Annotated in this window: 24 protein-coding genes; 14 read left to right on the top strand and 10 right to left on the bottom strand. The window is 32.9% G+C overall.

All coding sequences use genetic code 11. From position 1 onward, the window contains the following. Window positions 1-33: 33 nt before the first annotated feature. The 4 genes from CHRY9293_RS03080 to CHRY9293_RS03065 form a co-directional block, all read right to left on the bottom strand. On the bottom strand, window positions 34-789 hold the full coding sequence (locus CHRY9293_RS03080; protein ID WP_162031540.1) for a DUF5995 family protein: 756 nt from the start codon (window positions 787-789) through the stop codon (window positions 34-36). Between the two features lie 93 nt (window positions 790-882). After that, complete coding sequence (locus tag CHRY9293_RS03075; protein ID WP_228455453.1) at window positions 883-1,398, bottom strand: YciI family protein; 516 nt, start codon at window positions 1,396-1,398, stop codon at window positions 883-885. A gap of 12 nt (window positions 1,399-1,410) precedes the next feature. Further along, window positions 1,411-2,589 (bottom strand): nicotinate phosphoribosyltransferase, encoded by a 1,179-nt coding sequence (pncB, locus tag CHRY9293_RS03070; protein ID WP_162031539.1) that lies wholly within the window; start codon window positions 2,587-2,589, stop codon window positions 1,411-1,413. Between the two features lie 91 nt (window positions 2,590-2,680). Beyond that, window positions 2,681-3,157 carry a Dps family protein gene (locus CHRY9293_RS03065; RefSeq protein ID WP_162031538.1) on the bottom strand — a complete coding sequence of 159 codons (477 nt, stop codon included), beginning with the start codon at window positions 3,155-3,157 and terminating at the stop codon, window positions 2,681-2,683. 150 nt (window positions 3,158-3,307) lie between these two features. Between CHRY9293_RS03065 and CHRY9293_RS03060 the strand changes: the two genes are divergently transcribed. The 8 genes from CHRY9293_RS03060 to CHRY9293_RS03025 all read left to right on the top strand — a co-directional run bounded on the left by CHRY9293_RS03060 (window position 3,308) and on the right by CHRY9293_RS03025 (window position 10,829). Then, window positions 3,308-4,675: a hypothetical protein gene (locus tag CHRY9293_RS03060; protein WP_162031537.1), complete on the top strand. Its 1,368-nt coding sequence runs from the start codon at window positions 3,308-3,310 to the stop codon at window positions 4,673-4,675. A 173-nt stretch (window positions 4,676-4,848) separates the two neighbouring features. Then, window positions 4,849-5,262, top strand: a complete 414-nt coding sequence (gene rpsL / locus CHRY9293_RS03055; protein WP_002983146.1) for a 30S ribosomal protein S12 — start codon at window positions 4,849-4,851, stop codon at window positions 5,260-5,262. Window positions 5,263-5,285: 23 nt separating this feature from the next. Continuing rightward, window positions 5,286-5,762: a 30S ribosomal protein S7 gene (rpsG, locus tag CHRY9293_RS03050; protein WP_122545912.1), complete on the top strand. Its 477-nt coding sequence runs from the start codon at window positions 5,286-5,288 to the stop codon at window positions 5,760-5,762. A 6-nt stretch (window positions 5,763-5,768) separates the two neighbouring features. Then, entirely contained in the window at window positions 5,769-7,886 is a 2,118-nt protein-coding gene (gene fusA / locus CHRY9293_RS03045) for an elongation factor G (RefSeq protein ID WP_122545913.1), read from the top strand. An 18-nt stretch (window positions 7,887-7,904) separates the two neighbouring features. Next, window positions 7,905-8,210: a 30S ribosomal protein S10 gene (gene rpsJ, locus CHRY9293_RS03040; protein WP_002661363.1), complete on the top strand. Its 306-nt coding sequence runs from the start codon at window positions 7,905-7,907 to the stop codon at window positions 8,208-8,210. 290 nt (window positions 8,211-8,500) lie between these two features. Continuing rightward, a complete protein-coding gene (locus CHRY9293_RS03035; RefSeq protein WP_162031536.1) occupies window positions 8,501-9,343 on the top strand; it encodes a carbonic anhydrase family protein in 843 nt (280 codons plus the stop codon). A gap of 98 nt (window positions 9,344-9,441) precedes the next feature. Beyond that, window positions 9,442-10,275 (top strand): GLPGLI family protein, encoded by an 834-nt coding sequence (locus CHRY9293_RS03030; RefSeq protein WP_162031535.1) that lies wholly within the window; start codon window positions 9,442-9,444, stop codon window positions 10,273-10,275. 59 nt (window positions 10,276-10,334) lie between these two features. Then, window positions 10,335-10,829, top strand: a complete 495-nt coding sequence (locus CHRY9293_RS03025) for a low affinity iron permease family protein (RefSeq protein WP_162031534.1) — start codon at window positions 10,335-10,337, stop codon at window positions 10,827-10,829. 33 nt (window positions 10,830-10,862) lie between these two features. On the opposite strand, the gene CHRY9293_RS03020 is transcribed toward CHRY9293_RS03025, so the two are convergent. From CHRY9293_RS03020 to CHRY9293_RS02995, 6 genes are all read right to left on the bottom strand, one after another. Then, window positions 10,863-13,574, bottom strand: a complete 2,712-nt coding sequence (locus CHRY9293_RS03020; protein WP_162031533.1) for a hypothetical protein — start codon at window positions 13,572-13,574, stop codon at window positions 10,863-10,865. A 68-nt stretch (window positions 13,575-13,642) separates the two neighbouring features. Beyond that, on the bottom strand, window positions 13,643-14,662 hold the full coding sequence (locus CHRY9293_RS03015) for a hypothetical protein (RefSeq protein WP_228455452.1): 1,020 nt from the start codon (window positions 14,660-14,662) through the stop codon (window positions 13,643-13,645). Window positions 14,663-14,802: 140 nt separating this feature from the next. After that, window positions 14,803-15,750 (bottom strand): alpha/beta hydrolase, encoded by a 948-nt coding sequence (locus tag CHRY9293_RS03010; protein WP_162031532.1) that lies wholly within the window; start codon window positions 15,748-15,750, stop codon window positions 14,803-14,805. A 96-nt stretch (window positions 15,751-15,846) separates the two neighbouring features. After that, complete coding sequence (locus tag CHRY9293_RS03005; protein ID WP_162031531.1) at window positions 15,847-16,578, bottom strand: MIP/aquaporin family protein; 732 nt, start codon at window positions 16,576-16,578, stop codon at window positions 15,847-15,849. A gap of 25 nt (window positions 16,579-16,603) precedes the next feature. Next, window positions 16,604-18,100, bottom strand: coding sequence for a glycerol kinase GlpK (gene glpK / locus CHRY9293_RS03000; protein ID WP_162031530.1), 1,497 nt, complete (start codon window positions 18,098-18,100; stop codon window positions 16,604-16,606). A gap of 12 nt (window positions 18,101-18,112) precedes the next feature. Then, window positions 18,113-19,708 (bottom strand): glycerol-3-phosphate dehydrogenase/oxidase, encoded by a 1,596-nt coding sequence (locus tag CHRY9293_RS02995; RefSeq protein WP_162031529.1) that lies wholly within the window; start codon window positions 19,706-19,708, stop codon window positions 18,113-18,115. Window positions 19,709-19,820: 112 nt separating this feature from the next. Here CHRY9293_RS02995 and CHRY9293_RS02990 point away from each other — a divergent pair, with 112 nt between their 5' ends. From CHRY9293_RS02990 to rpsS, 6 genes are all read left to right on the top strand, one after another. Continuing rightward, on the top strand, window positions 19,821-20,585 hold the full coding sequence (locus CHRY9293_RS02990; protein WP_162031528.1) for a DeoR/GlpR family DNA-binding transcription regulator: 765 nt from the start codon (window positions 19,821-19,823) through the stop codon (window positions 20,583-20,585). Window positions 20,586-20,995: 410 nt separating this feature from the next. Then, window positions 20,996-21,619, top strand: coding sequence for a 50S ribosomal protein L3 (gene rplC / locus CHRY9293_RS02985; protein WP_122545922.1), 624 nt, complete (start codon window positions 20,996-20,998; stop codon window positions 21,617-21,619). Then, a complete protein-coding gene (gene rplD / locus CHRY9293_RS02980; protein WP_122545923.1) occupies window positions 21,610-22,239 on the top strand; it encodes a 50S ribosomal protein L4 in 630 nt (209 codons plus the stop codon). The genes rplC and rplD overlap by 10 nt, the downstream gene beginning before the upstream one ends. A 3-nt stretch (window positions 22,240-22,242) precedes the next feature. After that, the gene (gene rplW, locus CHRY9293_RS02975; protein WP_034678011.1) at window positions 22,243-22,533 is read left to right on the top strand and encodes a 50S ribosomal protein L23; all 291 of its coding nucleotides are present in this window, start codon (window positions 22,243-22,245) and stop codon (window positions 22,531-22,533) included. A 22-nt stretch (window positions 22,534-22,555) separates the two neighbouring features. After that, window positions 22,556-23,377 (top strand): 50S ribosomal protein L2, encoded by an 822-nt coding sequence (rplB, locus tag CHRY9293_RS02970; RefSeq protein WP_007839515.1) that lies wholly within the window; start codon window positions 22,556-22,558, stop codon window positions 23,375-23,377. A gap of 2 nt (window positions 23,378-23,379) precedes the next feature. Further along, on the top strand, window positions 23,380-23,658 hold the full coding sequence (rpsS, locus tag CHRY9293_RS02965) for a 30S ribosomal protein S19 (protein ID WP_002983209.1): 279 nt from the start codon (window positions 23,380-23,382) through the stop codon (window positions 23,656-23,658). The last annotated feature ends 1 nt before the right edge of the window (window position 23,659 follow it).

Genomic DNA, 23,659 nt, shown 5'->3' with positions numbered 1-23,659 from the left:
GTTATACCGGAACATCTTGTTCCGGTATTTTTATTACATACTTTTTGTAGACACTAAAATATCAATATTCTTTGTTACATCATTGCTTTCGCATTTTTTTAATTCTTTCAACAGAGAGGGAGTGAGGATTTTTGGATTTAAAATTTGTGATGCTATTTTAGCTGCGGCATAATCAACAATATTGATGACAGAGCTTCTTAAAAAATTAGGAGTGTTGGATGTGATTACTGCGGTAGCCCATGAGGTTTCTCTAGCCTTTGAAATAGCAAAATCTAATATGGTATTATCTTTTCCATTTGATATTTTATCAATAAGATCAACAGGATAGCAGATTTTATTTAAAGAATCCTGGACTTTTTGATTAATGGAAGAGATGATGTTATTAATATTTTCAAAGTCTTTTTTTAGAGGGTTTATTTTTCGGTAGGGCATTACGGAAGCAGCAGACACTCCAAGATCTAAATTAATGTGAGCGTTCATGCCAAGAAAGATGTGTTGTAAAATCAAAAGATTTTTATTCTGTGCAGCTTCAAATGCTATATACCAAGAATTGGAACATTTTTTACCTTTTCGATAGTTTTCCCACGCGTCAAGATATCTTTGTGCAAAGGCAATATCTAATATAACCATTCTGGGATTATCTTCAAATTTTTTTTGCTGAATTCCTTTCAATACTTGTGCGGTCATAATTCTGTAGGTTGAAGCAAAATATCCTATGGGACTTTGGTTTTCTTTACTCCAAATAATTATTTCGTCAAGTTTTTTGAGAACTTCTTCTATGGTTTTCATGGATTGTTTTTATATAAATTTAAAAAAATAAGGTGACCTATTTATTTAGATTACCTCATTTTTTATAATTTATTTACATGTAGGATTTCTGTCCTATGGATTTTCTTTTGATATTTCTTTATGATGTTCCAAATACATGGGTAATGCAGCTGAACCATACCAAGGAAAAATTTCATAGCTGAATACTCCGGCTTGTACAGAAGGATCTGTTTTTACCCATTGCTCAGCTTCTTCTTTAGATTTTGTATTAAAAATAAACATTCCCCGATAGTTTTCTTTATTTTGTCCGAGAAAAGGTCCTGCAACCACTATTTTACCTTCATCAGCAAGTTTGTGAATGTTGTTCATATGCCCTTTCATCAATTCACTCATTTTAGCTTTATCCTCAATTTTCGTTGAACCTGTTGTAAGCATGACGATAGTGTAGGCTTTCATGCCATATTTATCGGCGCCTAACTTAGTTGCAAGCTCCTCGTTAAATCTGACTTTAGGCGTATCTATAGTTGTATTTTTTCCGGGTTTTCCAGGCTGTCCGTCTTGTCCTTTTGTATAAACAAAGCAAGAGGTTGTGATAAAACTAATTCCTAAAAGGAAGAATGTGTTTTTCATGGTTTATGATTTTTATTCTTTTATTCGTAAAAATTCTTTTGCTAATTCAATCATTTTTTTGTCACCGGTATACTTTCCGTGCTCATCAGAAAGTTTTACCGTGGGAATCCATTCGTGATTGGGAGCTTGTACTCCTATGAGTTTCATAACAATATTCATCGGTTTTAAACCTACATCGTTGGTGAGATTGGTGCCGATTCCAAAAGAGATGCCTATTTTCCCTTTACAGTAATTGGTAATTTCTTCTACTTTTTCGAGATTTAATGCATCAGAGAAGATAATGTATTTGAAAAGAGGATTAATTCCGTGTTTTTCATAATGAGCAATAGTCTTGTCTGCGAATTCGAGTGGCGCTCCGCTATCATGGCGAACGCCGTCGAAAAGTTTTGCGAATTTTTTATCAAATTGTTGAAAGAAAACATCTGTTGTATAAGTGTCCGAAAGAGCAACTCCAAGATCGCCTCGATATACATCAACCCAATGTTCTAAAGCTAGCTTATTAGCCATTTTGAAACCATATTCTGCGGCGTGAAACATAAACCATTCATGGGCATGAGTTCCGATAGGCTTTACACCATATTTCATGGCAAAATGCACATTTGAACTTCCTATAAATGTAGAGCTTTTGTTTTGGGTTAAAGCCTCCATCACAAGATTTTGCACTTTATAAGAATGCCTTCTCCTCGTACCAAATTCCGCAAAATTTACGCTTAATCTTCCTAAAGAATCTGCCTTTTCTAGGGTTTTATTCATTACAACTTCATTAGAGTCTCTTTCCATATGATTCATTTCATAATGAAGCTCACTTATCAATGCGAGCAAAGGAACTTCCCATAAAATTGTTCTATACCAAAGCCCTTCTACGATCACAGATAAGCTGGTTCCTTCTTGGCTAATTTTTACCTCTGAAGGATCATAATGATAACCCTCTAGAAAATCTAAATAGGGAAGATCAATATAGGGGCATGTTCTTGCCATGAATTTTTTTTCTTCTTTGGTGAGCTTAAGCTCAGCCATTTTATTCACAGCTTCTCTTAATGCTATATCAAATCCTTCTGGAAACTCATGTTTTCCTCTATTGATAAATTCATATTTTACAATAGAACTGGGAAATAATTTTACAACTGCATTTTGCATTGTAATTTTATAAAAATCATTATCGAGTATGGAGTTGAGTCTAATGTCAATCATAATTGTGTTTGTTTTACGCAAATATATGGATTAAAAATAAAAATCGTCTAAATGTATGACGATTTTTATAATATTCAGATGAATTTTTGTTTTACTTGCCTAAATAAGAATTATACATCCATACTTCTTTTTCTTGTTCTGTAATATAGTCGCTCATTTGGGAATTAGTCCCTTCATCACCTGCTTTATCTGTAATATCTAAAAGTTCTCTTTGTAAATCGATAACAACTTTGAAGGAGCTTAAGATATTTTCTACACTTTTATTAGAGTCTGTTACTTCTTTACTTTCTTTGATTGTTGCTACCTTTAAATAATCGGAATAGTTATGAGCAGGAGTTGCCCCTAATGTTAAGATTCTCTCTGCGATTTCATCAATTTTTAGAACTAAGCTATTATAAAGTTCTTCAAATTTAGGATGAAGGGTAAAAAACTGATCTCCTTTTATGTTCCAATGAGATCCCCGAGTATTTTGATAAAATACAGAATAATTTGCTAAAAGGATATTTAGCTTTTCTGCAATATTTTTACAGTCGGTTTCTTTTAGACCAATAATATTAGTATTTTTCATATTATTAAAGAGTTTATTATTTTATATAGCAAATTTAGTAAATATTTTACGGAGCCTGCTTTAATTATTATAGATCATAACTATAGTATGATTTCTAAAAATAGTTTGGATAAGTTTGCTTAATATTGCGGTTTTAAAAGGGCTAAATCTATGATAAAATATAAAGTGTTATCTATCTTATTGGTTATCATTTATTTTATTCAAACTCTCTGTGTTTCGTTTGGGGGTATAGGGGCAGATAGTCTTTCTTATTTTGGAATTGCGGCGGATTTACCTACACCGGAAACTAATCTTTTTCCATTAGGTTATCCTATTTTATTAAGGTTTTTTAAAGGGGTATTGGATGATTATTTTTGGGCTTCAAAAATTTTAAATTGCCTCTTTACGGTTAGTATTTTACTATTTTCTTATTTGAAGAAATTTTACTTCCGTGAGACGGTATTATTATTCACAGGAAAAACCTTTTTCTTTGTTTTTTTTGGAGCAATGTCAGAAGGTCCATTCATATTCTTACTCTATTTTCTTTTTTACTTTCTTCATCAAATTTTTTCTAAAGATTTGGGGCTATATCAAAATGCGGTTTGGGCTTCCCTTATTTTGATTGGGATGTTTATGATGAGGTATTCTGGAATTTATATTTATTTATCTATTCTCCTTTATTGTTTTCTGATGTATTTTAGGATAAGAAAGAAAATCTATTTTAAAGCTCTAATCGGATTTACCATCCTATCAGGCCTAGGTATTATGGGGTATTTATTGTTTAATTTTTTCCATTTTGGAAGTTTTACAGGAGAAAATTTGCGAGGAGAGCCTGCAGAAATGCTTCCTCTATATTTACTTCGTGATTTGCTTGGTGTAGCTAACGCTATAGATCCATTTATTGGGATAAAGCCAGCATCGAATAGTATGGGAAGTATTATATTCCAATGTTTAATTTTGGTAATAGATATTTGTATTTTTATCTATTTTCTCCACTTCTATAAAAAAGCTAAAAAAAGTCCAATATATTATTTTCATATTTTACTTTGGGTCATGGCAGGGGTATATGCTTTTTCATTATTGGTATCAGGTTGGTATCAGCAGATAGAAGAAATGAGTGTAAGGTTAATGGCAGCTTCTAATGTCTGTTTATTCTTTTCTTTTCTTATTTTATATTTTCAAAATGAGAGTTCCGATAAGTTGATTTTAAGAATTGGGTGCTTGTTTTTAGTGTTTCTTACTTTATATAACGTAAAGGATCCTGGAAATTATTTGGAAAATAAGAATAAAATTCAGCCTCAAATGGTAAAATTCAGGCATAAAAAATATCTTTATAATGATGAAAAAAATAGAGTAACGACGACTATTTATTATTTTCCTATCATTGATAAGACCTTAAAATATCCTCATACCAATAATCAAAAAGGAAAACTTAAAGAAAGTATAGCAGGAACTATTAATCCTCAAATAAAATGGTTAAAATATGATACGGTAAAAGATAGGTCTACAGTTTTATATACTTCCCAATTAAAATTCTAGTGATCATATGATAAGGTAATCATAAAGAATTTCCTTATGTATAAAAGGATTATCATAAAAGCTCTATTATCATGTAATTAAATAAAATTTAATTGTGTAGATTATTTAAATATAACTACTTGTCAATTAAAAAATTATTCCTATTTTTGCAGCTTAAAATAAAAAGCAATTAAATGCCTACTATTCAACAATTAGTAAGAAAAGGAAGAGCCACGCTTGCCAAGAAGAGCAAATCGGCTGCCCTTGATTCTTGTCCACAAAGACGTGGAGTATGTACGAGAGTATATACTACTACACCTAAGAAACCTAACTCTGCACTTAGAAAAGTTGCAAGGGTAAGACTTTCTAATGGTAAAGAAGTTAACGCCTACATCCCGGGCGAAGGACATAATCTTCAAGAGCACTCGATAGTATTGGTAAGAGGCGGAAGGGTGAAAGACCTACCGGGAGTACGTTACCACATCGTAAGAGGTGCATTAGACACTGCAGGTGTAAATGGAAGAACACAGAGAAGATCGAAGTATGGAGCTAAGAGACCTAAGCCAGGTCAAGCTGCAGCTGCACCAGCAAAAGGAAAGAAAAAATAATCATTAAATAAGGTACAAAAACAATGAGAAAGACAAAAGCGAAAAAAAGACCGTTGTTACCAGATCCAAAGTTTAATGATCAATTGGTAACTAGATTTGTAAATAACTTAATGCTTGACGGTAAAAAGTCAATCGCATTCAAAATTTTCTACGACGCATTAGATGTAGTAGAAACTAAAAAAGGAGATAACGAAAAAACATCTCTTGAGATCTGGAAAGATGCCCTTACTAATGTAATGCCTCATGTAGAAGTGCGTTCAAGAAGAGTAGGAGGTGCTAACTTTCAAATTCCAATGCCAATCAGAGCTGATAGAAAAATTTCTATGGCGATGAAATGGTTAATCAAATATTCTAAAGCTAGAAATGATAAGTCTATGGCTTTGAAATTAGCTAATGAAATCGTTGCTGCTTCTAGAGAAGAAGGAGCTGCTTTCAAAAAGAAAACGGATACTCACAAAATGGCGGAAGCTAATAAAGCTTTCTCACACTTCAAATTCTAATCTGAAATGGGAAGAGATCTTAAATTTACAAGAAATATTGGTATTGCTGCGCACATTGATGCAGGTAAGACTACCACTACAGAAAGAATTTTATTCTATACAGGGAAAACTCACAAAATAGGTGAGGTTCACGAAGGTGCCGCTACAATGGACTGGATGGAACAAGAAGCAGAAAGAGGTATTACAATTACTTCAGCTGCTACTACTTGTAACTGGAATTTCCCAACAGATCAAGGTAAATCTTTACCTGAAACTAAACCTTATCACTTCAACATCATCGATACACCAGGACACGTTGACTTTACAGTAGAAGTTAACAGATCTTTGAGAGTATTGGATGGATTGGTATTCCTTTTCTCTGCAGTAGATGGAGTGGAGCCTCAGTCTGAAACAAACTGGAGACTTGCTGACAACTATAAAGTTGCTAGAATGGGATTCGTAAATAAAATGGATAGACAAGGTGCTGACTTCCTTAACGTTGTAAAACAAGTTAAAGAAATGTTAGGATCTAATGCTGTTCCAATTGTTTTACCAATCGGTGCTGAAGAAGATTTTAAAGGTGTTGTAGACTTAATCAAGAATAGAGCGATCATCTGGGATGATGCAGGACAAGGTGCTACTTTTGAAGTGGTTCCAATTCCTGATGATATGAAAGATGAAGTTCTTGAATATAGAGAGAAATTAGTAGAAGCTGTTGCTGATTACGATGAAACTTTAATGGAGAAATTCTTTGAAGATCCAGATTCAATTTCTGAAGACGAAATCAACGAAGCTCTTAGAAAAGCTACTATTGATCTTTCTATCATTCCAATGACTTGTGGTTCTTCTTTCAAGAACAAAGGAGTACAGTTCATGTTAGATGCAGTTTGTAAATATCTTCCTTCTCCAATGGATAAAGATGATATCAAAGGAACTGATCCTAATACTGATGCTGAAATCACAAGAAAACCAGACGTAAAAGAGCCTTTCTCTGCATTAGCTTTTAAAATTGCTACTGACCCATTCGTAGGTAGATTAGCATTCTTCAGAGCATATTCAGGAAGACTTGATGCTGGTTCTTATGTTCTTAACACAAGATCTGGAAACAAAGAAAGAATTTCTAGAATCTATCAGATGCATGCTAACAAGCAAAATCCTGTAGAATTTATTGAAGCAGGAGATATTGGTGCAGCTGTAGGATTTAAAGATATTAAAACAGGAGATACTTTATCCGATGAAAAGAACCCAATTGTTCTTGAATCAATGATCTTCCCAGATCCGGTAATTGGTATTGCTGTTGAGCCTAAAACTAAAGCTGACCAGGATAAAATGGGTAATGCTCTAGCTAAGTTAGCTGAAGAAGATCCTACTTTCCAAGTTAAAACTGACGAAGCTTCTGGACAAACGATCATCTCTGGTATGGGAGAACTTCACCTTGATATCATTGTAGATCGTATGAGAAGGGAGTTTAAAGTAGAAGTTAACCAAGGGCAGCCTCAAGTAGAATATAAAGAAGCTCTTACACAAACAGCTAACCACAGAGAAGTTTATAAAAAACAATCTGGGGGTAGAGGTAAGTTCGCAGATATTGTATTTACAATTGGGCCTGCTGATGAAGGAAAAACTGGTCTTGAATTCATTAACGAAATCAAAGGAGGTAACATTCCTAAAGAATTTATCCCTTCAGTAGAAAAAGGTTTCAAAGAATCTATGAAAAATGGTCCTTTAGCTGGATTTGAAGTTGAAGCGATGAAGATTACATTGAAAGACGGATCTTACCACCAGGTTGACTCGGATCAATTATCTTTCGAATTGGCTGCTAAGATGGGATTCAAAGAAGCTGGTAGAGCTGCAAAAGCTGTTATTATGGAACCTATTATGAAACTAGAGGTAGTAACTCCAGAAGAATATATGGGTGATATCGTGGGTGACCTTAACAGAAGAAGAGGTACTGTAAACGGTATGGATGACAGAAATAATGCAAAAGTAATCAAAGCTTTCGTTCCACTTTCTGAAATGTTTGGTTATGTAACTTCACTTAGAACTTTATCTTCAGGTAGAGCTACATCATCTATGGAGTTTGAAAAATATGAAGCAGCTCCAACAAACGTTGCTGAAGAAGTAATCGCTAAGGCTAAAGGTTAATATTTAAATTAGATTAAAATGTCACAAAGAATCAGAATAAAACTAAAATCTTACGATTATAATTTAGTAGACAAATCTGCTGAAAAAATCGTAAAAACGGTAAAGGCTACTGGTGCTGTTGTAAACGGTCCTATTCCATTACCAACAAATAAAAGGATCTTCACTGTGTTGAGATCTCCACACGTAAACAAAAAAGCAAGAGAACAATTCCAACTTTCTGCTCATAAAAGATTGATGGATATCTACTCTTCTTCATCTAAAACAGTTGATGCTTTAATGAAATTAGAGCTACCAAGTGGTGTTGATGTAGAAATTAAAGTGTGATAACGAGCATATTTGCCGTAAACTATAAAAGATCCGTCCCTTTTTGGGACGGATTTTTATTTTGAAATTAAACTTCAAATACTCTCTATTTTTAGGACTATCACTAAAAAGTGAACTAAACTTATTTTTCTTAATTCATATAGATTTTTAGATTGAAATTATTTGCCATTTTATGACATTTTAATTCCGATTAATATTTTATTAAATATTGATTTTGAGTTGATTACGAATGGCTAATCTGATTAATTTTATAAAACTAAAAATAGAATTAATTTTTATCACAAATGAATATGAAAAAAAGTAATATATTGGAATTGAAATCCAATATAAAGAAAATTGTTACCTTTTTAGGATTTGTTCCTGTACTTTTAATGACTTCATGTCACAATGATAGAGACATCAATAGTATTGAGTTTACTTCTTACCCTAAAAATATTATTAGTACACCCATTATTATGTCCGATTTTCCGAAAGCTGTGGCAGAATCACAAACTCCAATTAATATTATCCCTTCAAAAGCAGTTACTTTTCATAGTAATATGCCAATAATTCATTATGGAGTAGTGACTTTAGATTCGGTAGTAAATGTTGCTGGGGAAGAGCTTAAAATAAATATAAACAATACAGATAATCTCAATAACTATATTACAGTGGAAGGGAAGAGATATAATCTTGTGAGCCTTCATTTTCATTATAGTAGTGAGCATACTATTGATGGTATGTATAGTACGATGGAAATTCATTTTGTAAATATTGCTGTAGATAACTCTTATTTAGTTTTGAGCATAATGGTAGATTTAGGGAATGGAAATCCTTCTCTTGAAAACTTATTTGCTCAATCTCCAACAATGAGTGATGCTGTGAATTCTCCCAATATTCCATTTAATATTTCTAATTTATTGCCTGATAATACTCGTGAATATTATACCTATAGCGGGTCATTAACCACTCCTAATTTTGGAGTAAATTCATCAATTACAAATGGTGGACCAGTAACTTGGTTTGTATTAAAAAATAAGCAACAATTATCAACGGCACAGTTTAATTCTTATAAAGCAATTTATCCTGCACCCAATTTTAGACATATTCAACCTATGAATGGAAGGGTAGTTTACTTTAATCCTGGTTTTTAAAATTAAAAAATAACCTGAGCAATATCAGGATATTTTTTTTAATACTATTATGTATTGCAAGGTTCTAAATATTAATTATATTTGTAAAAAAAATAATCATGAAAAATATTATAATAGTATTGCTAATACTCAGTACATCTTTAACAGGGCAAACTCACCGGTTTATTTATGAATATGACTTTAAAATGGATTCTACTTCTACACAAAAGAGAAAAGCCAATATGGTGCTTGATGTGAATCCGGATCAGGTGAAATTTTATAATTATGATTTTGTGGTAACCGATTCTTTAAATAAAACAAAAGGAGAGAATAATATGATTTGGGATGATACCCCAGCTCTTACTAGAAAGAGAAATTCTACTATAAACTTTAATTATATTATGCTGCAAAATATGTTTATAGTAGAAACAGACAATACCATAAGCTGGAAACTGTCTAATGAAACGAAGGCACTTGGAGGTTATACTTTGCAAAAAGCAACTACAAAATTTGGTGGGAGAAATTGGACTGCATGGTTTACAAAGGATATTGTTCTTAATGAAGGACCTTATAAATTTAGAGGTTTACCTGGAATGATTTTTGAAATTTATGATGATAAAGATAATTTCAAATTTTCCTTGGTTAAGAGTTATAAGTTATCCAAAAATTACGAAACAATAGGAATACTGGAAAATTTCGGAGGCCAAAAGCCTGTTAAAATTTCTGAAGTGAAATTGGCAAAAATGATGCTTGATAATTATAATGATCCTCTTCATGATTTTAAAGAACATTATAAAAATAACACAGATCCAAATGCTCATTTCATGGTAATGGGGATTGAAGTGAAAAGTCCTGAACAATTGAAAGAATTGTCCGATATGATGCAGAAAAATATAAAAAAAAATAATAATCCTATAGAGATAGATAAAGCGGTCCACTATCCAATAAAATAACCTTAAAACTCTGCCTATTTCGGCGGAGTTTTTGATGATACTTATAAAACTGATATAAAATGGGTAAGTCAAATCAAAGTATTTTTGAAAAATTTTCAAATTGGGCAACGAAATTCACGGGAAGTCCTCATGCTTTCATTGGTGCCACTATTATTGTAATAGCCTGGGCTATTTCGGGGCCTATTTTTAATTATTCCGAAACCTGGCAATTGGTAATTAATACCGGAACAACAATTATTACCTTTTTAATGGTTTTTTTAATCCAAAAATCTCAAAATAAAGACTCAAAAGCTATTCAGATAAAACTAAATGAATTACTTGCTTCTCATGAAAAGGCAAGCAATAGAATTGTAGATATTGAAGAATTAACAGAAAAAGAATTGGATCAGCTCCATTGTTATTATGAGAGACTGGCAAGTTTAGCCAAAGAAGATTCTGATATTCATATGTCGCACTCTATTGATGCTGCACAAAGAAATCAAGACTATAAGCATGAGTTTTTTAAAAGAAAGCATGAAGAATGGCTACAAAAAAAACAAAAAAAGGAATCGTAACGATTCCTTTTGGATATGTAGATTGAATGTAATTTATTTCATGAAATAATTAAAATAAGAGCAGCTACCCATAAGGGATTTGGCAGTTTGAGTATCGGAATACTGGGTTTTTAATAGAGCAAAATAAGTTCTGAATTTTTGATTTTTAGTCTGATCTAACTGTTTTTGAAATGCATCACTTTTTTCACTCCATTTAGGATCAGAATAATCAATAGCAGAGGGATTTTTTGCTTCGTATTGGTAATATTTTCCTTGCTCTGCACTTGCCATTTGAAATAGTATTCTTGCTTTTTGTTCTTTATTATTTGAGAGGTCTAATGCTTTTTTATAATAGGTAATGGCTAAATCAAAATTATCAGGTTCAATATAAGATTTGTCTAGAAAATTTTTATAATAATATTGATATGGATTTTTTTTATCAGTATTCCAAAAGTCATACTTCCCTCCATTAGTATTGTCTATATCCATGACAAATAATTCTCTGTAATATCCTAAAATAGATGTATTATAAAGAAGATTACCTATGAGTTGATTGGCTTTTGAACCTTTTTCATCTTTCCCTGAACCGAGTTTTTTAAGTTCTATAAGAGCATCTGCGATTTCCAATTTATTCATCAGAGGTTTAATCATTGGAAATTGAGTGTAATCTTCTTTTTCCATACTCTTCTGAGGGTCGCTTTGATAGCTAACCCACACATTATGCCCAAAAACTAAATTGGATATATTATTAAAGCCATTGTATTCATTGGTATTATATTGATGGATGGTAATTTTTTGAGTATTATTATTCCATTCATAATCCATTCTTGGAATACCTGTGAACTGTTGAGCTTTTCGATAAAACGATTGAGCTTTTTCAAAGTCGGCTTGTCTCATTGCGCGATCTCCATAAATGATACTAAAGAAAGCATCAATATTGCCTACATTATTCATATTTTTCGAAATGATCTGTTGTTCAAACTGAGTTTTATTTGGTTTTCTATAAAACTCTTCAACACTTTTTACCAAGCTTGAATTGGGATTATATTGTAGATCAGAAAGCTTATTATTCATCAAAAATGATTTACCATCTTCTCCCTGAATAAAATATCGGTTGGCTAAAACGTCTTTTAGAAAAGAAGCAGTGGAAGGTTTAGGCCCATAATAGTCATAGTCTGTTTGTGTACTATCTTTTTTAACTTCTTTTTCAACAAAATATTCAGAGTATTCTTTCATGAGATGGTTTTCATACTCTGCGTCAATTCTCGGTTGTGAAACAATATCATTAAGAACTTTCATTCTTTTTATTTCTTCTAGATATTCCGGATTGCTTGTTTTAATATCATTTAAAAGCTGAATACTCTTCTTATAGTCTTTTTTTAAAAACTTAAGATAGGCATCTGCAATTTGCCAATATTCATCCTTAGACTTTTCTTTTGTTTTATTAGTAAATTCTTCCAGATCATCTAAAAAATTTTTGGTTGATTCATCATACCAGTAATTGTTTTTGGTGAAAAAAGGAATTCTATTTGGATTATCAACTAATTCGTTATCACTTTGGTCATCTTTATTTCCGTTATCAGTTTTATCAGTTTTGGAACCTCCAAAAAGGTTTTTAAAAAATCTAATAATTTTTTGCCAAAAAGAAAGCTTTTCATCTTTAGTTTCTGCTGCCTCCCCATTTGTATCATGATTTGAGAGAGTAGAAGAAGTCTTTTGAGATACTGTCTTATTAGGATCATTAGAATCATAGTAATAAATGGGAAGATAGCTTCTTTCTAATTCATTAATACTCCTTACTGCCATAACCTTCAAAATTTCCGAATCAGGATTAATTTCATACATCTTTTCCATGATAGGGATTGGATTGTTAAAATCTTCATACCCTAAAAGGAAATAGGCCATGTTTTTTTCTTCATTGTTTCTGGCTTTTTTCAAAATATTATTGAATGAGGCTGTATCTGAAAGTTTCATAGAAACAAAGGCAGACTCTTTATGGCTTTTACTATTCATAAAGACCTGAAAGAAATTCCAGTTGGCATCACTATTCATTTTTAATCCTCTTTGAGCTCCACCAAGTTGGTCCAAAGCCATATAATAAGGTACTCCTTTTAATTTTATGGGCTCCACGTAATTTTTAAATGCTAGAATAGCTGCGTCATAATTTCTCGTATAGTGATTAAAACGTACTATTTGATATCCATATCTCTGCTTAACCTCTGTATTTTTTGAGGCATTATATAATGAAGTTAGGGCAGCTAATGTTTTTTTGTAATCCAGCTGAGTTGCATTTTTGTCGACTTGGTCTCTATCATAATAGAATGAGTTAGGGTTTTCTACATAGTTGATCCTCATATAAGGTTCAAGATATTTGGCTTCGATTAAATAATCAATTCCTTCTTGATAGGTTTTGTAGAAATTAAAACCAAGTTTTTTTAATAATTGATTTTTTGGATTTCCATTTTTTAATTCATTCAAGTCGCCGATATTCATTTTGTTGACTAAATAATCAGTCTCGACATAGCTCAGTTGATTATTAAAGAATTTTTTCCATGATTCAACATTTTCATTAGGAATCTGTGAATTTTTAAAATCAGTATAAAATCGGGTGGAATAACTGTGAAGAAAAGGAAGATAGGACTTGTCTCTAATAATACTTTGTGTAAACAAATTGAAATATTCATAATCTGGATCTGCCCAAGCACATGCTTTGGACTCTACATAGAAGAGGGATAGGATCGCAAATGAAAGAACATACTTTTTCATATTATTGCCGTGTTTTTATTATTTAGATCTGATGACTCCGGTATTGTGAGTCCATATTGCATATAAAATCAAAACTTTTGTAAATTTCGATTCATAACAAATTTACTATCTAATTGATAATATATAATAGTAAATGGCGTTATTTTTTTTCTTAAAAAATCGATTACCTCTTCAAGTTGTTGATCCGAAATTTCTTCTACTTTTATTCTAAATCCTTTATTGAGGTAATTCCCGAAATAAAAACCATCTGCTTGTATTTCAATTTCATTGTCAGAAATTTTTTTGAAATGGTCGTTATTCAAGTCTTGTTTGGATAATGCATTGATAAGTTTATGCTTTTTTAAATGATTCGTTACAATCCCCCAGGAGTAAATAGGAAGGGCTACTTCTATATTTTTGATAGGGTAATCTTCTATTTTTGATAAATAGCTTTTTAAAATATTGACATCCAAAATCGAATTTTTATCTGAATTTTCTAATGGGGAAGATGTTGAATAGCACATTAAATACACTTTTTCTACCGGAGGAATCCCGGAAATATTCTTATCTTTTACTTGATGGAGACGAAGAGTACATGTAATTTCTTTTCCCGAAATTTCTTTTAATTTTTTTAGAAATTTAAAATAATCATCTTTTGTTTTAAACGTCCAATCGCAATCGATCTGAATTTCATTATGAGTGGTAAGATGATAGCTGGAAATTTTCTTTTGTATTAAAAAGAAAACATTTTTGGCAAGAAAGGTAATGTCTTCCTCTGAAATTTGTAAAAATGTTTGATTAGTAATAAATATAACAGGAACAATTTTTTTATCTGTTTCAAAATTTTCATCTTTGGTAATGACAGCAACCGGTTGAAATTTGCCATTTACCTTATCGACATCAAAAAATCGGGTATATAAATAAGGGGTTGAAGATTGATTTAATGCTTTTTTTTCTTCTTTATTTAAAGAAAGATGGGTTTTCCAATAGTAAAATGTATAGGAATGATTCTGATTTTTATTGCAGGATAAAACAAAAGAAAGGATTACCATAATGATAAATACTTTCAGTGTGGATAAAAAATAAAAATGCTGAAAAATTCTTTTCATAATCTTTTTGTGCTAAGTTATAGATATTTAGATTAAAAGTTGAGTTTCAAAAAAAATTCTAATTATTTAAAATAATTAGAATTTAGTATTTGTGAAAATTATATTTATACTTTTATTGTTTTGATAGATTTTTTTATATTTTAAAAAACCAATTTCTGTGTCAAAATTTGGGCAATTGTATTCTTGACAGAAGAATTCATTGTGTGTCCTTGATTAGGAAAGGACCGTATATAACTTTTGTCAATATATTTTTGAACCCCCGATTCTTGAATTTTCTTGTATATATTTTTAGAATTTGAACCACTTAAGACTTTGTCAGATTCTCCATAAAATAAATATATCTCAGGAAAATCATTGGCTTGTATTAGATTGGTGATTCTATTGAGGGGTGAATACTCATTGAAATTTAAATTGGGAACTTTCACGGTTAAAGCTTGTAAAGCAATTAAATTGGCAAATGTCGTATTTGAATCTGATTTTGGTATTATTTCAGCGAATCCGCTCAGACTGACAACTGCTTTATATCTTTTCTGATTGCCTAATTGGCTATCTCTTCGAAATGCTTCAAAAAATGCGAGATATGCTCCAGCGCTTTCCCCGATTAATACAATATTATTATTTGAAATGTTCATGAGTGGTGCTTGCCCTATGAGATAATGTAATGCACTTTGGACATCCATAATAGGTTTGTCCAGAAGCATAGTGAGCCCTACACGGTAATTGATAGTAGCAATAGCACTATTGGGAAATTGAGACTTAATGGCATTGATGGCAGCAACATATTCACTATCTGTTTTATCTCCACCTGTAAAGCTTCCTCCATGTATGAAGACGAATAAATGGGTATCTGAAATGTTCCTTTTTTCCGGAAGCCAAATATCAAAAAACTGAGGATCATTATCAGGAGAGGGATATCTTATGTTCTCATTCCATCCGGAATAATAGTTATTTATAAAATTGACTTTATGATCATTTTTTAGAACTTCTTCTTTGATCGTCATCTCATCAATATCATCTTGTAATTGATCATTACTGCAGCTTAATGACATATTTATAGCTAATAAAGAAAGTAGAATTTTTATTTTCATAGTAAAATTTTATGATTATTTATGGGATATGGAGGGGTAAAAAATTGCTATGCCTGAATGTATTGGGCATAGCAATTCTATATTTTATTCTAATTTTTAGTGTAAAAAACCGTAAAGAACCGCTGCTATAGCAGTACCTATAACGGGACCTATTATAGGAATCCAGGCATATCCCCAATCACTACTTCCTTTTATTGGCAATAAATAATGAATTATTCTAGGGCCTAAGTCTCGTGCCGGATTGATAGCGTATCCTGTGGTTCCTCCTAAAGATAAACCAATAACCCAAACTAGAAATGTAACAGGAAGTGCTCCCATTGTTCCTAAACCAATTTTGGCATGGGGATCATTTTGTAAAGAAAGACTCGGATCTGCAAAATGAAAAATAACAAACATGAGTACAAAAGCACCAATAGTTTCACTAAAAAGATTGGATAACGGGTTTCTAATAGCTGGGCTGGTGCAAAAACAGGCATGTTTTGCTCCTTCATCGTCGGTAATCGAAAAATGATCTTTGTTGAATAGCCATACCAAAAAAGCCCCAGTCATTGCTCCAATCATCTGAGCAGCGATATAGGAAGGGACTAAGCTCCAGGAAAATTTGTTGGCAATGGCTAAACCAATTGTAATAGCAGGATTTAAATGAGCCCCACTGATAGGACCTGCTATGGTAACCCCTACGAAAACAGCTAATGCCCAAGCGGTAGTAATAACAATCCAGCCGGAATTATTTCCTTTAGTTCCTTTTAAAACAACGTTTGCTACGACTCCATTTCCGAGGAGTATCATAAGCATTGTTCCAATTATTTCTGCGATAAATGGGGTCATATTTTTAGTTTTTTAAATATTGAAATTAATCTTCAATCCACATTTGTGAACGAGTAACTGCTTTGTGCCAGGATTGGATCATTGTATGTGCTTTTTCTCTTTCTAGCTGCGGAGTAAAGTCTTTATCAACAATCCATTGAGATTGAATTTCATCAATGCTTTTCCAGTATCCAACCGCAAGTCCAGCTAAGTAAGCTGCCCCTAATGCTGTGGTTTCTAATGTTTTTGGCCTCGTAATTTTAAATCCAAATAAATCAGATTGAATTTGCATCAAAAGATCGCTGGCAGAAGCTCCTCCATCAACTCGTAATTCAGGGCTATTCGTTCCCGAATCTGCTTCCATAGCTTTAACTATATCATACACCTGGAAAGCAATTCCTTCTAAAGTAGCTCTTGCGATATGCCCATTCGTTGTGCCGCGAGTTACTCCAACGATCGTCCCTCGTGCATATTGATCCCAATAAGGAGCTCCAAGGCCTGTAAGCGCCGGAACAAAATAAACTCCACCATTATCCTTTTCAGTTTTAGCTAAATGATTAATTTCTTCTGCAGAATTGATTAATTTAAGTCCATCCCTTAACCATTGAATAGCTGCTCCTCCTACAAAAACACTACCTTCTAAAGCATAATTCACCTCATTGTTTATTTTCCAAGCAACAGTAGTAAGAAGGTTGTTTTTTGATAAAACAGCTTCTTTTCCGGTATTCATTAAAAGAAAACATCCTGTACCATATGTATTTTTGACCATTCCTGGTTTTGTACACATCTGTCCAAATAAGGCAGCTTGTTGATCTCCAGCAATCCCTGCGATAGGAATTTTTGTTGAAAACAAAGTGGTAGCTGTTTCTCCATATACTTCACTACTTTGTTTCACAGTAGGAAGAACATTTTTTGGGATATTAAATAATTTTAATAAATCTTCGTCCCATTCTAAAGAATGTATATTTAGGAGCATTGTTCTGCTTGCGTTGGAGACGTCTGTAATAAACATTTTTCCTCGTGTAAGCTTCCAAACAAGCCATGTGTCGACTGTTCCAAAACATAATTTCCCTGCTTCAGCTTTTTCTCTTGCGCCTTCTACGTTATCAAGAATCCATTTTAGTTTAGTAGCAGAAAAATAGGCGTCTAATACGAGTCCTGTTTTTTTCTTGATCATTTCTGTATGACCTTGCTCTTTCAGTTCGTCACAATATTTTGAGGTTCTTCTATCTTGCCATACAATAGCATTGTAGATCGGTTCTCCAGTTTCTTTATCCCAAACTATAGTAGTTTCCCTTTGATTGGTAATTCCAATAGCCGCTACTTCCAAACCAGAGATTCCTGCCTTTGCGATAATTTCGGCGGCTACCGAAATCTGAGAAGACCAGATTTCATTGGGGTCATGCTCTACCCAACCTGGGGTGGGAAATATTTGTTCAAAACTTTTTTGTGATATATACTTTATTTCTCCATTATGATTAAATAGTATGGCACGTGAAGAAGTTGTGCCTTGATCTAAAGCGAGAATTAACTTTTCTTTCATCATTACATTAATTTAGAGTTGATTGTTTTTAGGCGAATAAGATGTCAATAAATAGCTTTTTGCTAATTCTATAAATTCATTTTGCTGTTGAGTAGCCCATTCGGTAGAGTGTTTTTTTTCTTTTGCTATAATGGATGCTATTATATGGGCGCTATCTATGGCTGCTCTGGCATCTAAAAATAAAAGGCGAACTCTTCTTGCTAAAACATCTTCTATAGTTTCTGCCATTTCATAACGTAAAGCCCAAATAACTTCTGCTATTGTGAACGGATGATCCGGATGTATTTTTTTTGAATATTCAGGATTGCTTTGCTCTAATGACATTATAGAAGGAATATCGGATCCATATACATATTTATGATTGCTTCTATCTACATTTTCAGGTTTCATGTTTCCGTGAATCGATAAGCTTTCTGTTGCTGAAGGCCGATTAGGGAGTTGATGAACCTCAATAGCTTTATTAATAGTGTCTTCTGCCATTTTCCGATAAGTTGTCCATTTTCCTCCAATAATACTAATTAATCCTGTATCTGAGGCTAATACTTTGTGACTTCTGGAAACTTCTTTGGTGCTTTTGCTTCCATCTTTTGGTGCGGCAAGAGGTCTTAGCCCAGCAAAAACAGATTTTACATCTTCTCGTGTAGGTTTTTTTGAAAGATATTGTCTCGCTGTTGTTAATACAAAATTGATTTCTGTTTCTAAAGCGTGGGGCTCAAAACTCGGATTTTCAAGTAGAGTATCTGTTGTCCCTACTAATGCTCTGTCATGCCATGGTACAACAAACAAAACCCTCCCATCTGATGTTTTAGGGATCATAATAGCATCGTCGCTTTTTAGAAAAGATTTATCTAAAACCAAATGAATTCCTTGGCTTGGAACCACAAATTTTCCATGCTGGGGATTATTCAGATTAAGAATATCATTGGTAAACACACCTGTAGCATTAACTACTACTTTGGAATATATTTTATATTGCTGCTTATTGAATTGATCTTCTGCAACAACTCCAATAATTTTATTAGCCTCATTTTTTAATAAACTAATAACTTTTATATAATTAACTGCAGTTCCTCCTTGCTCAATAATAGTTTGTGCCAAATTTATGGATAGTCTGGCGTCATCAAATTGCCCATCTTGATAAACCACTCCGCTGCTAAGACGATTTTGCTCAATAGTAGGCAGTTTATTTATAGTAGAGGATCTGCTGATATATCTTGTTTTTCCCAGGCTTAATTTTCCAGCAAGAAAATCATATATTGACAATCCTATTTTGTAATAAATACCTTCCCACCATGTGTAATTGGGAATGATGAAAGATTGATTTTTAACGACATGAGCTGCATTTTTTGAAAGTAAGCCTCTTTCTTTTAAGGCTTCCTTTACCAATCCTATATCTCCTTGAGCAAGATAGCGTACTCCTCCATGAACTAATTTTGTACTTCGGCTGGATGTTGCTTTTGCAAAATCATGCGATTCAAGTAGTAGAGTTTTAAAGCCCCTACTTGTGGCATCCAATGCTGAACCTAAACCACTAGCTCCTCCTCCTATAATAATAAAATCCCACTCGCTGGTAGTAGTTATTTTTTGAAGTTCTTCATTCCGTTTCATAATGTTTCGTTGTGTTTCGTTTTCAAAGTTAAATATTAAAATCGAAAGTTAAAAGAAAATAAATGAAATTTTTATTCTCGAAAAAAAGTAATAAATTTGATCAAATAATCCCATGGAAAAATTACTATCAAGGCATAATGATATATTGAAAGAACTTAACGAAAAAGGTTATGTGCTTGTTCAGGAACTCTGTGAAAAGTTTAACGTATCATCCGTTACTATTCGTAAAGATCTGAATTATCTTGAAAGTTTGGGGTTGCTGTTTCGTAATCACGGGGGAGCCAGCAAGCATATGAGCTATGCATATGAAAAAAATGTGGATGAAAAAGAAAATATTAATGTAGAGGCTAAGCAGAAGATCGCTAGAGCTTCTTTGTCATTTATTCATGAAAATGATTGTATTATATTGGCTTCTGGAACCACGATGCATTATCTAGCACGAATGTTGGTTGGTTTTGGACCTCTTACTGTTCTGACTTCTTCTTTACGAGTGGCTATTGAGCTTTGTAATAATCCTAATATTAACATTATTCAGTTAGGAGGGGAAGTAAGAAAAAGTTCTACTTCGATTGTGGGATCTATTTCTGAATCTATCCTTAAACAATTTTCCTGTAATAAGTTATTCTTAGGGGTTGACGGAATTGATATGGAATTTGGAATAAGTACATCTAATGCTGCAGAGGCTCATCTCAATCAATTAATGATAGAATGTTCAGATAAAGTAGTAATAGTTGCAGACTCTTCAAAGCTGAATAGAAAAGGGTTTGGTAAAATAACTTCTCTTGATAAGATAGACTCTCTAGTGACGGATGATAATATTCAGGATGAAGACAAAAGGAAACTTGAAGAAATAGGAATTAATGTTATTGTGGGATAATCTATTTATTAAGATAAAGAAGAGCTTAATCCCTGTAGTGTCTCATTTGTAATGTATTGTAAAGTCTTCAGATTCACTTGCAAGATTTTTTAGGTACTTCTCGAATCGTTTCCTCACTTTTTATTGAGGCTTTTTATAGTGAAGTTATTCTTTTAGATTCGAAATAAATAATTGATAGTGATATTATATTCATATTTCGACAAATGAAGTTTAATATTCTATGAAGCGTGTTTTTTGTAAATCATTAAAAATCAAAATATTTTACACTAAATATTTGTCAGTTGCAAAATTATTCATAAATTTGCACACTCATTTTAGGGGCGTAGTATGCCTATATCAAAAGTAGAAATTGCTTTAGACCTCTTTTAAATGATGATAAATAAAGGATAAATTTTATTATAACATAAACAATGTCAGGTATTATTGGTAAAAAAATCGGTATGACATCTTTGTTTAACGAAGAAGGGAAAAATATCCCTTGTACAGTTATTCAAGCTGGTCCATGCTCGGTTTTACAGGTCAGAACCTTAGAAAAAGACGGTTATACAGCTGTTCAATTAGGTTTCGATGACAAGAGTGAAAAGAACGTTGGTAAAGCGTTAGCTGGTCATTTTAAAAAGGCTAGCTCTGCTCCTAAAGCTAAATTAGTAGAGTTCCATGAGGGGTTCGCTGAAGTGAAAGTAGGAGAAGAAGTGAAAGTTGATTTATTCGCTGAAGGTGAATATGTAGATGTAACAGGTACTTCTAAAGGTAAAGGTTTCCAAGGTGTTGTTAAAAGACATGGCTTTGGAGGTGTAATGCAGGCAACTCATGGTCAGCACAACAGACTTAGAGCTCCAGGTTCTATCGGTGCTGGTTCAGACCCTTCAAGAGTATTCAAAGGGATGAGAATGGCTGGAAGAATGGGAGGGAAGCAGGTAACTGTGCAAAACCTTCAAGTGTTAAAAGTGGATCAAGAACAAAATCTTTTAGTAATAAAAGGTGCTGTTCCGGGAGCTAAAAATTCTTATGTAATTATCAGAAAATGGAATTAGTAGTATTAAATACATCAGGAAAAGAGACCGGAAGAAAAGTAACTCTAGACGAATCAGTATTCGGAATTGAGCCAAATCAGCACGCGGTTTACTTAGAAGTTAAACAGTACCTTGCTGCGCAAAGACAAGGGACTCATAAAGCAAAAGAAAGAAGCGAAATTACAGCTTCTACTAAAAAACTTAAGAAGCAAAAAGGATCTGGTTCTGCTAGATATGGTGATATTAAATCTCCAACATTCAGAGGGGGAGGTAGAGTATTTGGACCAAAGCCAAGAGACTATAGATTCAAATTGAACAAAGCTCTTAAGAGATTAGCTAAAAAATCTGTTTTATCTCAGAAAATGAGAGACAACAGCATCAGAGTTTTAGAAGATATGAGCTTAAATGCTCCTAAAACTAAAGATTTCATTACATTATTGAATGCTTTAGCATTGAACGGTAAAAAATCTTTGTTTATTCTTCCTGAAGCTAACAAGAATGTGTATTTATCTTCAAGAAACTTACCTAAAACTAAAGTAATGAACTTCAACGAAGTAAGTTCTTACGATTTAGTAAACGCAGGAGAAGTAGTATTCTTTGAAGGTGCAGTTGAAAAATTCCAGGAAAATTTAAAGAAATAAATCATGTCTATTATTATTAAACCAGTTATCTCAGAAAAGGCTAATTACCTTACGGATTTAAGAGGTTCTTATTCTTTCTTAGTAGATACTAAGGCGAATAAAATCCAAATTAAAAAAGCTGTAGAAGCAGCTTATGGTGTAAAAGTAGCAGATGTTAACACGATGATTTATGCTCCGAAGGTTTCTTCGAAATACACTAAAAAAGGTCTTCAAGTAGGAAAGACAAACAAATTGAAAAAAGCGGTAATTAAACTTGTTGAAGGTGAAGTTATCGATATTTTTGCTGTAAATTAATTATTAATTATAAATAATAGTAATGTCTGTTAGAAAATTAAAACCTATCACCCCGGGACAGAGATTCAGAATTGTAAACAATTTTGAGGAAATTACTACCAACAAGCCAGAGAAATCTCTAACAGTTGGTATTAAAAAGTCAGGTGGACGTAACCAAACAGGTAAAATGACCATGCGTTACACCGGAGGTGGACACAAAAAGAAATACAGAATTATTGACTTCAAAAGAAACAAAGCAAACGTTGAAGCAACTGTAAAGACTGTAGAATACGATCCAAACAGAACTGCATTTATCGCTTTATTAGAGTACGCAGACGGAGAGAAGAGATATATCATCGCTCCAAACGGTATCAAGGTTGATCAAAAAGTAGTTTCAGGTGAAAGCGTAGAACCAAATGTAGGGAACGCGATGAAATTGAAAAATATTCCATTGGGTACTGTAATTTCTTGTGTTGAAATGAAGCCTGGTCAAGGTGCAATTTTAGCAAGAAGTGCTGGTTCTTCAGCTCAGCTTACTTCAAGAGATGGAAAATATGCAATCATCAAATTGCCTTCAGGAGAATCTAGAATGATCCTTACTGAATGTATGGCAATGATCGGTTCAGTTTCTAACTCTGATCACCAATTAACTGTATCAGGTAAAGCTGGTAGAAGCAGATGGTTAGGTAGAAGACCAAGAACAAGAGCGGTAGTAATGAACCCTGTAGATCACCCAATGGGTGGTGGTGAAGGACGTTCTTCTGGAGGTCACCCAAGATCTAGAAATGGTATGCCGTCTAAAGGTTACAAAACTAGAAAGAAAAATAAAGTGTCTAACCGTTACATCGTATCTAAAAGAAAATAATTATGGCAAGATCACTTAAGAAAGGACCGTTCATTCATCATACTTTAGATAAGAAGGTTCAGGCAAATATAGAGTCTGGTAAGAAGACAGTTATCAAAACTTGGTCTAGAGCATCGATGATCTCTCCGGACTTTGTAGGACAAACTATTGCTGTACACAACGGGAAATCTTTTATCCCTGTTTATGTTACAGAAAACATGGTAGGTCACAAGTTAGGCGAATTTTCTCCAACAAGATCTTTCAGAGGTCATGGTGGTAACAAAAACAAAGGAAGCAGATAAT

This window comes from Chryseobacterium potabilaquae (assembly GCF_902728265.1).
GTDB classification, from domain to species: Bacteria; Bacteroidota; Bacteroidia; order Flavobacteriales; family Weeksellaceae; genus Chryseobacterium; species Chryseobacterium potabilaquae.
Note: the sequence above shows the minus strand (reverse complement) of the source record. Positions and strands in the feature narration are given on the sequence as shown.